Origin of the sequence: Streptomyces sp. NPDC005955, from assembly GCF_042871255.1 — a bacterium.
In the GTDB taxonomy this organism is placed as follows: domain Bacteria; phylum Actinomycetota; class Actinomycetes; order Streptomycetales; family Streptomycetaceae; genus Streptomyces.
This window is the reverse complement of sequence record NZ_JBIAIF010000008.1, coordinates 180,474-195,298: the sequence shown is the minus strand read 5'-3', so window position 1 is coordinate 195,298 and position 14,825 is coordinate 180,474. Positions and strand designations below refer to the sequence as shown.

Sequence of the window (14,825 nt, the reverse complement as noted above, 5' to 3'; positions counted from 1 at the left end):
GGCGCAACGCCCGGGCGGGCCGTTCGGCGGCCGACGGGGGTCGGGCCCGGCCGCGTCAGAATGTTCTGACACATCCATTGACGCCCCCCGGGCCCGCCGCTAGAACTCCCCCAGCCGCAATCGCGCGGCCGGGAGGAGAGGTGGTCCCCGCATGCGCAGAGCAGGCACCGGAGACGGGCGAGCGGGCCGCGGACGGCACCCGATGCACACCCGCACCGGTTCCGTGGCCGATACTGGAGCGTTCCGGGTCGCAAAATCGACCCCCGGGTCCGGTCCGCCGGTACCGGCGCACCGGGGAGCACGGCAAGAAGGGCACGGGTTCGTGGCAAGGGTACGGACAGGGGTACGGGTGGCGACAGCCGCGCTGGTGGTGACGCTGGCCGTAGCGCTCGCGGGGTGCTCCAGCACCGGCGGCAAGCGCGCCGAGGACGCCCGCGAGGCCGCCGCCGCCCGGGGGAAGGCCGCCGTCACCACCCCGCGCTGGACCTTCGCGATGGTGACCCACTCGGGCGACGGCGACACCTTCTGGGACATCGTGCAGAAGGGCGCCGAGGAAGCCGCGGCCAAGGACAACATCAAGTTCCTGTACTCGCACCACGACGAGGCCCAGCAGCAGGCCCAGCTCGTCGACGCCGCGGTCGACAAGCAGGTCGACGGGCTGATCGTCACCCTCGCCAAGCCCGCCGCCATGAAGGCCGCCGTGGAACGCGCCCGCAAGGCCGGCATCCCGGTGATCACGATCAACTCCGGCTCCGTCGAGTCCAAGGAGTTCGGCGCCCTCACCCACGTCGGCCAGGACGAGACCGTGGCCGGCGAAGCGGTCGGCACCGAGCTGAACGAACGCGGCCACGAGACGGCCGTCTGCGTCCTGCACGAACAGGGCAACGTGGGCCACGAACAGCGCTGCGCCGGCGCCGCGAAGACGTTCGACGGGAAGATGGAGAACCTGTACGTCGACGGCACCAACATGCCCGACGTCCAGGCGTCGATCGTCTCCAAGCTCCAGGCCGACCGGGGCCTCGACGCGGTCGTCACCCTCGGCGCGCCCTTCGCCGCCACCGCAGTCAAGGCCAAGCAGGACGCGGGCAGCAAGGCCGAGATCGACACCTTCGACCTGAACGGGTCGGTGGCCGCGGGACTCAAGGACGGCTCCTTGGGGTTCGCCGTCGACCAGCAGCCCTACCTCCAGGGCTACGAGGCCGTCGACCTGCTGTGGCTGTACAAGTACAACGCCGACGTGCTCGGCGGCGGCGGTCCCGTCCTCACCGGCCCGCAGATCGTCACCAAGGACCAGGCCGCCGAGCTGGAGGAGTACACGAAGCGGGGGACCCGATGACCGCCACCGCTCCGGCGCCCGCCCCGGGCGGCACCGGGGCCGACGAGCGCCTGTTGCGGACCTCGCCGCTGCGCAGGCTGCTCGGCCGCCCCGAGCTGGGTTCCGTCGTCGGCGCGGTCGCGGTGTTCCTCTTCTTCGCGGTCGCCGCCGACAGCTTCCTGCGCGCCTCCAGCCTCAGCACCGTCCTGTACGCGGCGTCCGTGATCGGCATCATGGCGGTGCCCGTGGCGCTGCTGATGATCGGCGGCGAGTTCGACCTGTCGGCCGGTGTCCTGGTCACCAGCTCCGCACTCGTGTCCTCGATGTTCAGCTACCAGATGACCGCCAACGTCTGGGTCGGCGTCGGCGTGTCCCTGCTGGTCACCCTGGGGATCGGCGTGTTCAACGGGGTCTTGTTGACCCGTACCGGACTCCCCAGTTTCATCATCACGCTCGGCACCTTCCTGATGCTGACCGGACTGAACCTCGGCTTCACCAAGCTGATCAGCGGCACCGTCTCCACCAAGTCCATCGCCGACATGGAGGGCTTCGCCTCCGCCCGGAGCGTGTTCGCCTCGACCCTCACCGTCGGCGGGGTCAACTTCAAGATCACCATCCTGTGGTGGTTCGCCCTCGTCGCCGTCGCCACCTGGATCCTGCTGCGCACCCGCGCGGGCAACTGGATCTTCGCGGTCGGCGGCGGCAAGGACGCCGCCCGCGCGGTGGGGGTCCCGGTCACCCGGACGAAGATCGGCCTCTACATGGGCGTCGCCTTCGGCGCCTGGATCGCCGGACAGCACCTGCTGTTCTCGTTCGACTCCGTCCAGTCGGGCGAGGGCGTCGGCAACGAACTCATCTACATCATCGCGGCCGTCATCGGCGGCTGCCTGATCACCGGCGGCTACGGTTCGGCGATCGGCTCGGCGGTGGGCGCCCTCATCTTCGGCATGACCAGCAAGGGCATCGTCTTCGCCGAATGGAACCCCGACTGGTTCAAGTTCTTCCTGGGAGCGATGCTCCTCCTGGCGACCCTGCTGAACGCCTGGGTCCGCAAGCGCGCGGAGGCCTCGACATGACGGACACCACCCCCGGCGCCGACGGCGCCGCCCCGGGGACGGACGGCCCGGCGGAGCGTCCCGGCGACGGCACCGCACCGCTGGTCCAGCTGGACGGGGTCAGCAAGTACTACGGCAACGTGCGCGCCCTCGAAAGCGTCACCCTGGAGGTGCACGCCGGTGAGATCACCTGCGTCCTGGGCGACAACGGAGCCGGCAAGTCCACCCTGATCAAGATCATCGCGGGGCTGCACCAGCACGACGCGGGAACCCTCCGGATCGCCGGCGACGAGCGCCGCCTCTCCTCCCCGCGGCAGGCCCTGGACCTGGGCATCGCCACCGTCTACCAGGACCTCGCCGTCGTCCCGCTGATGCCCGTCTGGCGCAACTTCTTCCTCGGCTCCGAGCCCACCCGGGGCGCCGGCCCCTTCCGGCGGCTCGACGTCGACCTGATGCGCCGAACCGCCCACGCCGAACTGTTGCGCATGGGCATCGACCTGCGGGACGTCGACCAGCCCATCGGCACCCTCTCCGGCGGCGAACGCCAGTGCGTCGCCATCGCCCGGGCCGTGTACTTCGGGGCCAAGGTCCTCGTCCTCGACGAACCGACCGCCGCCCTCGGCGTCAAGCAGTCCGGCGTCGTCCTCAAGTACGTGGCCGCCGCCCGGGACGCCGGACTGGGCGTGGTCCTGATCACCCACAACCCCCACCACGCCTACCTCGTCGGTGACCGCTTCGTGCTGCTGAAGCGCGGCGCCATGGCCGGCAGCCACACCCGGGACGCGATCAGCCTGGACGCCCTCACCCGGCAGATGGCCGGCGGCAGCGAGCTCGACGACCTCCGCCACGAGCTGGAGCGCGCCCCCGCCCCCACCCACCTGGGTGGTCACCCCACCCACTGACGGCAGCCGCCCCGCCGCCCCCACCCCCGGGTGGGGGCCGCCCCGGCCCACCGTCCCGACCGCGCCCCGACGTCACCCGCCCCACCGGCGACGTGTGCACCGCGGGGCGCCCGTGAGGCAGAATCGGCCTGATGAGCACTTACCGCGACCTCGCGCACCGCGGCACCGCGCGGGCCACCGTCCTGCGGACCGTCGGCACCCGGGAGCGCCGCTCCCTGCTGACCGCGCCCCGCGTACCGACCGTCGGCATCGACATCGGCGGGACCAAGGTCATGGCGGGCGTCGTGGACGCCGACGGCACCATCCTGGAGAAGGTCCGCACCGAGACCCCCGACAAGTCCAAGAGCCCCAAGGTGGTCGAGGACACCATCGTCGAACTGGTCCTCGACCTCTCCGACCGGCACGACGTGCACGCCGTGGGCATCGGCGCCGCGGGCTGGGTCGACGCCGACCGCAACCGGGTCCTCTTCGCCCCCCACCTCTCCTGGCGCAACGAGCCCCTGCGCGACCGGATCTCCGAACGCCTCGCGGTCCCCGTGATGGTCGACAACGACGCCAACACGGCCGCCTGGGCCGAGTGGCGGTTCGGCGCCGGCCGCGGCGAGGACCACCTCGTCATGATCACCCTCGGCACCGGCATCGGCGGCGCCATCCTGGAGGACGGCCAGGTCAAGCGGGGCAAGTACGGCGTGGCCGGCGAGTTCGGCCATATGCAGGTCGTCCCCGGCGGACACCGCTGCGCCTGCGGCAACCGGGGCTGCTGGGAGCAGTACAGCTCCGGCAACGCCCTGGTGCGCGAGGCCCGTGAACTGGCCACCGCCGAGTCCCCGGTCGCCCACACCATCATCGACCGCGTCCAGGGCAACGTCCTCGACATCACCGGGCCCCTGATCACCGAGCTGGCCCGCGAGGGCGACCCGATGTGCGTCGAACTCCTCCAGGACATCGGCCAGTGGCTCGGCGTCGGCATCGCCAACCTCGCCGCCGCCCTCGACCCGTCCTGCTTCGTCATCGGCGGCGGCGTCAGCGCCGCCGACGACCTGCTCATCGGCCCCGCCCGCAAGGCGTTCAGCCGCCACCTCACCGGCCGCGGCTACCGGCCCGAGGCCCGCATCGCCCGCGCCCAGCTCGGCCCCGAGGCCGGCATGGTCGGCGCCGCCGACCTCGCCCGACTGGTCGCCCGGCGCTTCCGGCGCGCCAACCGCCGCCGGGTCGAGCGCCAGGAACGCTACGAGCGGTACGCGCAGGCCCGCCGCGCCGCCCAGGGAACCTGACCATGCCGACCGTGCCGCGCCAGCTCCCGCCACCCGACCGGGAACCACGCCCCGGGCGAGGCCCCTGGGTGGTGCGCCGCCGGGCCCTGACCCTGCTGACCATCCTGCTGCTCATCGGCGTCCCCGCCGGATACCTGGTGATCTCCGCCAACCAGAGCCGCGACAGCGGTCGGGACAAGGCCGCCAAGTACGCGGCGACCGGCCTCACCGAGGGCTGGCCCTCGAAGGTGCAGCGCCGCCTGTACGAGGTGCCCGTCCCGCCCTACTCCGCGGACGTGGCCCACTACGAGACCAACAACTGGAAGACCAGCCGGCTCTACGTGCAGTTCCTCACCAGCAACGAGGGCCTCGACCGGTTCCTGACGGAGCTCGGGTACAGCGTCGACGCGCTGCACGCGGACGAACTCCCGATCAGCGCCCGGGACCGCGGCATCGTCGGCTGGGACTTCTCCGGGGAGGGCCCGTGGCTGGGCCTGGACCGCGACCAGGAGGACCCGCGCCCCTCCCACGACATCGTCGTGAACCGCGCCGACCCCGACCACCCCATGGTGTACGTGGTCGCCTCGTCCACCCCCTGACCCCGCCACCGGCCGCCGCCGCGTCGGCCCCGGTCGGTTGTCACACCCCGCCCGTACAGTCGAAGACGACCGGTCGGTGCGACGAACGAGGAGGTGGAGCCCAGGATGCGCACGTCACGACTGGCTGCGGTGTTCCTGCCGGCCCAGCCCCCGCGCGAAGGCCGACTGGCGTTCTGGGACCCGACGGGACAGCTCCTCGTCCCCGGACAGCCGGCCTCCGCCGAGCAGCCCGGCGAGCCCGGCGAGCTGACCGTGGTGCGCCCCCACGGCCGCGGCGTCCGCAGCGCCACCGTCCCTGCCCGGCTGCTCCCCCTCACCGACGCCCTGCCGCTGCTCGTCCACGCCCGGGGCGAGGCCGGCGCCCACGCCGCCACGGCCTGCTGGGGCGCCGCCGCGCTCCTCGCCCTGCGCCTGGTCGCCCGCGGCCGGATCCTGCCCGGGCTCACCCCGGACGCCCACGACGCCTGGCGGGCCGGCCCCCTGGAGGCCGACGACCTCGCCCATCTGCGGGCCATCGCCGCGGCCCTGCCCCCCGAGGGCTACGCCACCCCGCTGCCCGGCCGCACCCCGCTGGAACTGCCCCGACCCGAAGACCTGGTCCGGGCGTTCCTCGACGCCGTGGCCGACACCCTCCCGCGCACGCCCGCCGCCCCGCACGCCGTCGGCGCGCCCTACGCCGCCCGGGAGCCCCAGCACCTGCCCCGGGCGCGGGACTGGGCCGCCGAGGTCGCCGCCGGTGCCGACGCGGGCGTGCGCATCTCGCTGCGCCTCGACCTCTCCCCGTTCACCGTCTTCGACTCGGACGCCGGCGCCAGCGGCGCTCACGGTGCCGATGGTTCCGGAAGGCCGCAGGACCCGGCCGCCGGGCGTCGCGCGGGCGCCGCCGTCGTGCAGGTGCACAGCCTCGCCGACCCCACCCTGGTGGTGGACGCGGCGACGCTGTGGGCGGGCGGCGCCGACGAGGCGTTCGGCCCCCGGGCCCGGGTCGACGCGGCCCTCGCGGTACGCCGTGCGGCCCGGATCTGGCCGCCACTGGACCGGCTCGGCGACCAGGAGGTCCCCGCCGTCCTCGCCCTCTCTGAGGACGAGCTGACGGACCTCCTCGGCGTGGCCGCCCAGCGCCTCGCCGCCGCCGGCGTCGCCGTGCACTGGCCGCGCGACCTCGCCCAGGACCTCACCGCCAGCGCCGTCATCCGCCCCGCCCCCGGCTCGGCCACGGACGGCACGCCCCTCTTCGACAGCGAACAGCTCCTCCAGTTCCGCTGGCAGCTCGCCCTCGGCGGCGATCCGCTCAGCGAAGCCGAGATGGACGCCCTCGCCGAGGCCCACCGCCCGGTGGTCCGGCTGCGGGACCAGTGGGTCGTCGTCGACCCGGCGCTCGTCCGCAAGGCCCGCAAACGCGAGCTGGGCCTCCTCGACCCGATCGACGCGCTCGCCGTCGCCCTCACCGGCACCGCCGAGGTGGACGGCGAGGAGGTGCCCGCCGTGCCCGTCGGCGCCCTCGCCGCGCTCCGCGACCGGCTCGCCGAAGGCGTGCCCCCCGTCGAGCCGCCCCCCGGTCTGCGCGCCCGCCTGCGCGACTACCAGCGCGAGGGCCTGGCCTGGCTGGACCTCATGACCTCCCTCGGCCTCGGCGGCTGCCTCGCCGACGACATGGGCCTCGGCAAGACGGTCACCCTGATCGCCCTGCACCTGCGGCGGGACCGCCCCGAACCCACCCTGGTCATCTGCCCGGCCTCCCTGCTCGGCAACTGGCAGCGGGAGATCGCCCGCTTCGCCCCTGGCGTGCCGGTCCGCCGCTTCCACGGCAGCGCCCGCAGCCTCGACGAGCCGGACACCCTCACCGGCGGCTTCGTCCTCACCACGTACGGCACCATGCGCTCCACCGCCGCCCAACTCGCCGAGCGCCCCTGGGGCATGGTCGTCGCCGACGAGGCGCAGCACGTCAAGAACCCGTACTCCGCCACCGCCAAGGCCCTGCGCACCATCCCCGCCCCCGCGCGCGTCGCGCTGACCGGCACCCCCGTCGAGAACAACCTCTCCGAGCTCTGGGCCCTCCTCGACTGGACGACCCCCGGACTGCTGGGCCCGCTGAAGTCCTTCCGCGCCCGCCACGCCCGCACGGTGGAGAACGCCACCAGCGCGACGGTCGCGATGCACGCGCTACGCACCGCCCGCGCCCCCGACGGCACCACCGTTGCCCCCGCCGTCGCCGAACCGGGGGACACCGAGGCGGTCGAACGGCTCGCCCGACTGGTCCGCCCCTTCCTGCTGCGCCGCCGGAAGTCCGACCCCGGCATCGTCCCCGAACTCCCGCCGAAGACCGAGACGGACCACCCCGTCCCGCTCACCCGCGAACAGGCCGCACTGTACGAGGCCGTCGTCCGGGAGTCCCTGGCGGCCATCACGGCCTCGGAGGGCATCGCCCGGCGCGGACTGGTCCTCAGCCTGCTCACCTCGCTGAAGCAGGTCTGCGACCACCCGGCCCTGTACCTCAAGGAGCAGCTCCCCACCCCCGCCGCGCGCACCCCGCACCCCCGCCTCGCCGGACGCTCCGGCAAGCTGACCCTGCTGGACGAGTTGCTGGACACCGTCCTCGCGGAGGAGGGCTCCGCGCTGGTCTTCACCCAGTACGCGACGATGGCCCGACTCATCGGCGCCCACCTCACCGACCGCGCGGTACCCGTCGAACTGCTGCACGGCGGCACGCCCGTGCCCGAGCGGGAACGCCTCGTCGACCGGTTCCAAGCGGGCGCGACCCCCGTCCTGGTGCTCTCCCTGAAGGCCGCCGGCACGGGCCTGAACCTCACCCGGGCCGGTCACGTGGTCCACTTCGACCGCTGGTGGAACCCGGCCGTCGAGGAACAGGCCACGGACCGCGCCTACCGCATCGGCCAGACCCAGCCCGTCCAGGTGCACCGCCTGATCGCGGAGGGCACCGTCGAGGACCGCATCGCCGACCTGCTGGTGGCCAAGCGCGCCCTCGCCGATGCCGTGCTGGGCTCCGGCGGGACCCCCCTGACCCAACTCACCGAGCTGACCGACCGGGAGCTGACCGACCTGGTCTCGCTCAGGAGGCCCGCATGACCGAGACGACGAGGATCCGGGCCGCCGATCCGGCGACCGAACCCGAACACGAACGTGCGGCCGACCTCCCGCGCCCCTCCGAGGCGGCCCGCCGGGCGCTCCACGCGGCCCGCCGGTCCCGCCCCACCGCCCCGCCGACCGCACCGACCGGCGCGCCCACCGCACCGACCGGGGAACCCGCGCCCCCCACCCCGGTGGCCCCCCACGCCACCGACCGCCCGGGTGACGTCGCCCGGCGGGCGCTGCGCACGGCCCGGGCCCGCCGCGCCGTCGAGCGCAGCGAGGACTCCCCGGCCGGCGGCCCGCCCGAAGCGACCTCCGCGGACGCGGCCGAAGGCACCGCCGGCGACGCGCCGAAGCCGACCCCGAAGCCCACCCCGACCCCGGCCACTCCGCCCCCGCCCACCCCGACCCCGTCACCCCCGGCCCTCTCCGCTCCGGTGCCCGCCGACCCCGCTCCCGCCGACCCGCCGGCGGACGTTCCGATCGCCGCCACCTGGTGGGGCGGCGCCTGGGTCCGCGCACTGGAGGAGGGCGGCCTCGACGCGGGCCGACTACGGCGCGGCCGGGAGTACGCCGCCACCGGCCGCGTGGGCGCGGTCAGCGTGGCACCGGGACGGATCCTCGCCTACGTGCACGGCAGCCGTCCGCGGCCCTACCGCACCCAACTGCGGCTGCGCACCCTCACCGACGAGCAGTGGGACGCCTTCCTCGACGCGGCGGTCGAGCACCCCGGCCACCTCGCCGCGCTGCTCGACAAGGACATGCCGCACTCCCTCGCCGAGTGCGCCGACCTGCTGCCCGGCCCCGGCGACCTCGACCCCTCGTGCGGCTGCCCCGACTCCGGCAGCCCCTGCAAGCACGCCGCCGCCCTCTGCTACGAGACGGCCCGACTCCTGGACGCGGACCCGTTCGTCCTCCTGCACCTGCGCGGCCGGGCCGAGGACGACCTGCTGTCCGAGCTGTCCCGACGCAGCGCCGCCCGCAGCGCCCGTGACGACACCGGCCCGGCCCCCTTCCCCGGGGTCCGCGCCCGTACCGCGCTCGCCCCGCGCACCCTGCCCGCGCTGCCGCCGCCGCTGCCGGTCCCCGCGCACCCCGAACAGCCGCCGGCCCACCCCGCCGCCGCGGACGGCCCCGACCCCTTCGCGCTGGACCAGTTGGCGACGGACGCCGCCGCCCGCGCCCACGCCCTGCTGACCACCGGCCGCGATCCGGTCGCCGGGCTGACCCTGTGGCAGGACGCGGTACGGGTCGCCGCCGCCCGGCCCGGCTCCGGCCTCACCGCCACGACCCGCACCCTGTACGCCTCGCTGGCCGCCGCGACCGGCCGGACCCCCACGGAACTCGGCCGCGCGGTCGCCGCCTGGCGACAGGGCGGCCCGGCGGCGCTCACCGTCCTCGAAGAGCCCTGGGACCCGCCGGCCGGCCGTTTCGACCGGGCCCGCCCCGCCCTCCTCGCCGCCGGCCTGCCCGCCTTCCGTCCGGCCCGCAACCACCTCACGCACCCCCGCGGTCACCTCCAACTCCGGCTGGGGCAGGGCGGCCTCTGGTACGCCTACGAATCGGAGCCGGGCCACGACGACTGGTGGCCCCGCGGCAACGCGGCGCCCGACCCCGTCGGTGCGCTCGCCGGTCTGGTCGGCACCGGGTAGCTGCGCGCGCTCCCCGTTCCCGATCCGTTCCCGGTCGTGTCGGCCCGACCCCGGCGGGGCGGGCTTCGCCGCCTTCGCGCGCGCGGCGGCTCCCGCACCACGCCCGCTGGGCCATCCGGTGTCAGGCGTCGGTCCACAGGGTGACACCGGGTCCCATCACGTCTGAGGACCGGGTCCGGTGGGGGAGGTTCACTGCGCTGACCGGGGGGAACTTCCCGACCGAACGGAGTGTCCGAAGCAATGCGAAGATCCCGTCCCGGTAGACGGCGTCTGCGGCTGCTGGCCGCCGCCGTCTCCACCACCGCGATCCTGGGCAGCCAGCAGGCCGTCGTGGCCGCCGCCCCCTCGGCGGAACGTCCGGCCACGACGAACGAGGAGGCGGCCCCCGCGGCCGCTCCGCGGACGGTCCCCGGTTCGCCGGGGCTGCCGCAGCCGCCGACCGTCGTCTACTCGGAGGACTTCGAGAACGGCACCGGGCAGACCCCGATCCTGCTGCCCGCCTACACGGGCGCCCCGCCCGTCAACGCGAAGTACACCGCGGCCTCCCAGTGGATCGACGCCGCGCACTGCAACGGCATCATCCTCAACCAGTCCGGGGCCAACCAGCCGGCGTGCCAGAGCGAAAGCAGCACCGCGATGGCGGAGCTCAAGTTCATGGCCAACACCCTCGGACGGGTGAACGGCGCGGCGACCCCGTCCTCGAACCACGCGGTGTCGGCGTACACGGACGGTGCCAACCCGGGGGCGAACCGGGTCGAGTTCCAGACCGTCAACCCGATCTCGTTGCCGACGACCAACCGGTACATCACCTTCTCGGTGGACGTGGCGGCGGTCAACTGCAACGTGTCCGGCCCGCAACTCCAGTTCTTCCTGACCGGGGCGGGACCGGACATCCCGGCGTCGACGCAGGCGATCAACCCCTGCACGGACCCGCGGGCCCAGACGTACAACGTCGGTCCGCGACCCATCGAGGCCGGCTCCTTCCCCAGTGACGCTTCGGTCCTGTTCAGCGGGGCGTCCCTCGGCATCAAGATGACCAACGCGAACGGCAGCGGCCTCGGCAACGACCACGCCTACGACACCATCAAGGTCCTGGACGTCACCCCGCAGCTCGACAAGGCGTTCGTGCCCGCCTCGATCACCCAGGGCAGCACCTCCACGGCGACCTTCACGGTGACCAACACCACCGAGCTGGCGGCGAAGGACGGCTTCGGCTTCAGCGACACCCTGCCGGCCGGGGTGACGGTCGCCGCCACGCCCAACGCGGCCACCACCTGTGGTGCCGGCACCGTCGCCGCGACCGCCGGCGGCAGCACGATCGCCCTGACCAACGGTTCCCTCGCCACGGGGGCGGCGTCCTGCACCATCACCGTGGACGTCACCTCCAACACCCCGGGCACCTACGTCAACCAGCCCTCCGACCTGACGCCGACGGGGGTCAACCCGCCCGACCCGGCGACCCTGACCGTCACGGTGCCCGGCGCCCCCTCGATCACCAAGGCGGCGACCGAGTCCACGTTCACGCCCGGCCAGACGGTCCACTACACCTACACGGTCACCAACAACTCCGACCAGACCCTCAGCAACATCGCGGTCACGGACGACGGACCGGGAACGCCGACCGTCAGCTGTCCCTCGACCACCCTCGCGGCAGGCGCCTCGTTCGACTGCACGGCGACGTACACCGCGACCCAGGACGACGCCAACAACGGCACGATCACCAACACGGCGACGATCACCGGCACCAACCCGTCGGGTACGGAACTGACGGGCGCGAGCAACCAGGTCGTCATTCCGCTGCGTTCGCTGACGGTGACCAAGGCCGCCGAGGAGAGCCAGTTCAGCGCGGCGGGCCAGACCCTCCACTACACCTTCACCGTCACCAACAACGGCCGGGTCCCGCTGTCCGGTGTCACCGTGGTGGACGTGGGCCCGGGCGATCCGCCGGTCACCTGTCCGACCACGGACATCGCGCCCGGAGCCACCATCAGTTGCACCGCCAGCTACACCACCACAGCGGCCGACGTCCAGGCGGGTGAGGTGCAGGACAGCTCCGTCGCCACCGGCACGGCCGAGGGCGGGGAGACGGTGAGCGCCGACAGCAACACCGTGACGGTCCCGTTCGTGGCTCCGCCCGAGGTGGACCTGTCCGTGGTGAAGACGGGCCCGGCCACGATCGCACCCGGAGGCCAGGTCTCCTACACGATCACGGTCACCAACAACGGTCCGCAGGATTCGACCGGCTGGACGCTGACCGACACGATCCCGGCGGGACTGACGAACGTCACCACGGACACTCCGGGGTGCGGCATCGGCGACGGGGTGCTGACCTGCACGGGTGACGCCCTGGCAGATGGCGACAGCGTCACGATCGAAGTGACCGGAACGGCTGTCGAGGGTGCCACGTCGGTGACGAACACGGCGAGGGTCACGGGCAAGGAGGACGACCCGGACCCGAACAACAACACCAGCACGACCACGACGGACGTGGTCGCTCCTGAGGTGGATCTCGCGGTGGCGAAGACCGGTCCGGATTCTGTTGCTCCGGGTGGTCAGTTGACGTATTCGATCACGGTGACGAACAACGGTCCGCAGGATTCGACGGGTTGGACGTTGACGGACACGATTCCGGCGGGGTTGACGGGTGTCACTACGGATACTCCGGGTTGTGGCATCGGTGGTGGGGTGTTGACCTGCACGGGCGGTGCTCTGGCGAGTGGTGACAGTGTGACGATCGAGGTGACCGGGACGGTTGCTTCGGATGCCACGGGCATCACCAACACCGCGAAGGTGACGGGCAAGGAGGACGACCCGGATCCGGGCAACAACACCAGCACGAAGACGACGGACGTGGTCGCTCCTGAGGTGGATCTCGCGGTGGCGAAGACCGGTCCGGATTCTGTTGCTCCGGGTGGTCAGTTGACGTATTCGATCACGGTGACGAACAACGGTCCGCAGGATTCGACGGGTTGGACGTTGACCGACTCGATTCCGGCGGGGTTGACGGGTGTCACTACGGATACTCCGGGTTGTGGCATCGGTGGTGGGGTGTTGACCTGCACGGGCGGTGCTCTGGCGAGTGGTGACAGTGTGACGATCGAGGTGACCGGGACGGTTGCTTCGGATGCCACGGGCATCACCAACACCGCGAAGGTGACGGGCAAGGAGGATGACCCGGATCCGGGCAACAACACCAGCACGAAGACGACGGACGTGGTCGCTCCTGAGGTGGATCTCGCGGTGGCGAAGACCGGCCCGGCCACGGTGACCGCCGGTGGTCAGTTGACGTATTCGATCACGGTGACGAACAACGGTCCGCAGGATTCGACGGGTTGGACGTTGACCGACTCGATTCCGGCGGGGTTGACGGGTGTCACCACGGATACTCCGGGTTGTGGCATCGGTGGTGGGGTGTTGACCTGCACCGGCGGTGCTCTGGCCAACGGTGACAGTGTGACGATCGAGGTGACCGGGACGGTCGCTTCGGGCGCCACGAGCATTACCAACACCGCCAGGGTGACGGGCAAGGAGGACGACCCCGACCCGGGCAACAACACCAGCACCACCACGACCACGGTCGGCGCGGTGGAGGTCGTCAAGAAGCAGAACGGCCCCGCCACCGTCCGCCCCGGTGACACGGTGTCCTACACCATCACCGTCAAGAACACCGGAGGCTCGACCACCGAGGCGTCCTTCACGGACGACCTCAGTGATCTGCTCGACGACGCCGACTACGACGGCGACGCCACCGCCTCCACGGGAACCGTCACCTACGACGAACCCGTTCTGAGCTGGGAGGGTCAGCTCGCCCCGGACGAGACCGCGACCATCACGTTCTCGGTCACTATCCACGACCGTCCGTTCGGCGACCTGAAGCTGGACAACACGGTCGTGTCCCCGACGCCGGGCAGCAACTGCCCGGCGGACAGCACCGATCCGCGCTGCACGACGCACGGCACGGTCACCGTCAAGGACAAGGACAAGCGCGCGGCCTGACCGCTCGCCCACGAGAACGGCTCCCCCCGGCATCGCGCCGGGGGGAGCCGTTCGTGTCCGCGGTGCACGCTGCCCGGATGCTGGGCTCAGCTGCCGCGCGCACCCCAGATCCGTACGGTGTCCCCGATCCTCAGGGACCGCCACAGCCGTTGGGCGTCCGCGTAGCGCAGGTTCACGCAACCCTGGGACCCGGGCTCCTCCCAGATGTCGCGGTAACTCCCGTGCAGGGCCTGCCCGCCGCTGAAGTACTGACTGAACGGCATCGGCGAGTCGTACAGGTCGGACCACTCCTCCTCGACCCGCTCGTAGATCGCGAACCGCCCGGTCCGCGTCGCGTACCCGCGCACGCCCGATCGCGCCGGCACCGGACCGTAGACCACTCGCCCGCCGTTCGTGACCCAGAGGATCTGGCGGGTGAGGTCGACGCACACCACCACCCCCTTCTCCGGCGCACAGCCCTTCAGGCTCGACCGGTCCGCGGCGGCCCGCTCGAACTGGATCATCCGCCACGTCTCCACCCCGGCGAAGCCGTTCGCCGTCTCCATGCCGTTGCCGAACTGGAAGCGTTGGATCCCGGCGCAGTCGGCGGCCGACTGGAGACCGTCGCGGGGGAGACCGAGGTGTTCCTCGGCCTCCTCCTGGTACGGGCCGGTGCGCAGGTCGCACTCGGCGAGCCGGAGCGAGGGGTCGGGCGTCCGCCCCACCGGTCGCGGCGCGGCGGAGGCCGGACCGGCGAGCAGGGCCAGCGCGGACAGCACCGACACCACGGACAGGACGCCGCACGCGGTCGCCACCGCGCCTGCGCGCCCGTCGGCGGGACCGGCGGGGGACCGCCCGCGCCACCCCGGACCACGCCGTGGACGCCGCCTACGCAGGTGGTGCTGGGACATCGGCACAGGTCCTCTCCTCGGGCCCCGACGTACGGTCCAGCGACTGTGCGTCGGGGCCCGCAGCGGGCCCGAC

9 protein-coding genes are annotated in these 14,825 nt (G+C 72.9%); 8 read left to right on the top strand and 1 reads right to left on the bottom strand.

Annotation, left to right across the window (positions count from 1 at the left end):
• Nucleotides 1-322: 322 nt before the first annotated feature.
• From ACFYOU_RS21100 to ACFYOU_RS21065, 8 genes are all read left to right on the top strand, one after another.
• The gene (locus ACFYOU_RS21100; RefSeq protein WP_391307485.1) at nt 323-1,336 is read left to right on the top strand and encodes a substrate-binding domain-containing protein; all 1,014 of its coding nucleotides are present in this window, start codon (nt 323-325) and stop codon (nt 1,334-1,336) included.
• Nucleotides 1,333-2,391 (top strand): ABC transporter permease, encoded by a 1,059-nt coding sequence (locus tag ACFYOU_RS21095; RefSeq protein WP_389763483.1) that lies wholly within the window; start codon nt 1,333-1,335, stop codon nt 2,389-2,391. The genes ACFYOU_RS21100 and ACFYOU_RS21095 overlap by 4 nt, the downstream gene beginning before the upstream one ends.
• Nucleotides 2,388-3,272 (top strand): ATP-binding cassette domain-containing protein, encoded by an 885-nt coding sequence (locus ACFYOU_RS21090; RefSeq protein WP_391307482.1) that lies wholly within the window; start codon nt 2,388-2,390, stop codon nt 3,270-3,272. The genes ACFYOU_RS21095 and ACFYOU_RS21090 overlap by 4 nt, the downstream gene beginning before the upstream one ends.
• Nucleotides 3,273-3,403: 131 nt before the next feature.
• On the top strand, nt 3,404-4,546 hold the full coding sequence (locus ACFYOU_RS21085; protein WP_385490781.1) for an ROK family glucokinase: 1,143 nt from the start codon (nt 3,404-3,406) through the stop codon (nt 4,544-4,546).
• Nucleotides 4,547-4,548: 2 nt separating this feature from the next.
• Nucleotides 4,549-5,124 carry a sugar kinase gene (locus ACFYOU_RS21080; RefSeq protein ID WP_389763477.1) on the top strand — a complete coding sequence of 192 codons (576 nt, stop codon included), beginning with the start codon at nt 4,549-4,551 and terminating at the stop codon, nt 5,122-5,124.
• 105 nt (nt 5,125-5,229) lie between these two features.
• A complete protein-coding gene (locus tag ACFYOU_RS21075; RefSeq protein WP_391307480.1) occupies nt 5,230-8,211 on the top strand; it encodes an SNF2-related protein in 2,982 nt (993 codons plus the stop codon).
• A complete protein-coding gene (locus ACFYOU_RS21070; RefSeq protein WP_391307478.1) occupies nt 8,208-9,866 on the top strand; it encodes an SWIM zinc finger family protein in 1,659 nt (552 codons plus the stop codon). Before ACFYOU_RS21075 ends, ACFYOU_RS21070 begins: the two co-directional genes overlap by 4 nt.
• Before the next feature lie 240 nt (nt 9,867-10,106).
• Nucleotides 10,107-13,862 (top strand): DUF11 domain-containing protein, encoded by a 3,756-nt coding sequence (locus ACFYOU_RS21065; RefSeq protein ID WP_391307476.1) that lies wholly within the window; start codon nt 10,107-10,109, stop codon nt 13,860-13,862.
• Between the two features lie 86 nt (nt 13,863-13,948).
• Here ACFYOU_RS21065 and ACFYOU_RS21060 read toward each other — a convergent pair whose 3' ends face one another.
• Nucleotides 13,949-14,656, bottom strand: coding sequence for a L,D-transpeptidase family protein (locus tag ACFYOU_RS21060; RefSeq protein WP_391307475.1), 708 nt, complete (start codon nt 14,654-14,656; stop codon nt 13,949-13,951).
• Nucleotides 14,657-14,825: the final 169 nt, after the last annotated feature.

Bases quoted from the DNA above. Each gene is read 5' to 3' on its own strand.
- ACFYOU_RS21095 (WP_389763483.1), top strand. From the start codon at position 1,333: ATGACCGCCACCGCTCCGGCGCCCGCCCCGGGCGGCACCGGGGCCGAC.
- ACFYOU_RS21090 (WP_391307482.1), top strand. From the start codon at position 2,388: ATGACGGACACCACCCCCGGCGCCGACGGCGCCGCCCCGGGGACGGAC.
- ACFYOU_RS21085 (WP_385490781.1), top strand. From the start codon at position 3,404: ATGAGCACTTACCGCGACCTCGCGCACCGCGGCACCGCGCGGGCCACC.
- ACFYOU_RS21080 (WP_389763477.1), top strand. From the start codon at position 4,549: ATGCCGACCGTGCCGCGCCAGCTCCCGCCACCCGACCGGGAACCACGC.
- ACFYOU_RS21075 (WP_391307480.1), top strand. From the start codon at position 5,230: ATGCGCACGTCACGACTGGCTGCGGTGTTCCTGCCGGCCCAGCCCCCG.
- ACFYOU_RS21070 (WP_391307478.1), top strand. From the start codon at position 8,208: ATGACCGAGACGACGAGGATCCGGGCCGCCGATCCGGCGACCGAACCC.
- ACFYOU_RS21065 (WP_391307476.1), top strand. From the start codon at position 10,107: ATGCGAAGATCCCGTCCCGGTAGACGGCGTCTGCGGCTGCTGGCCGCC.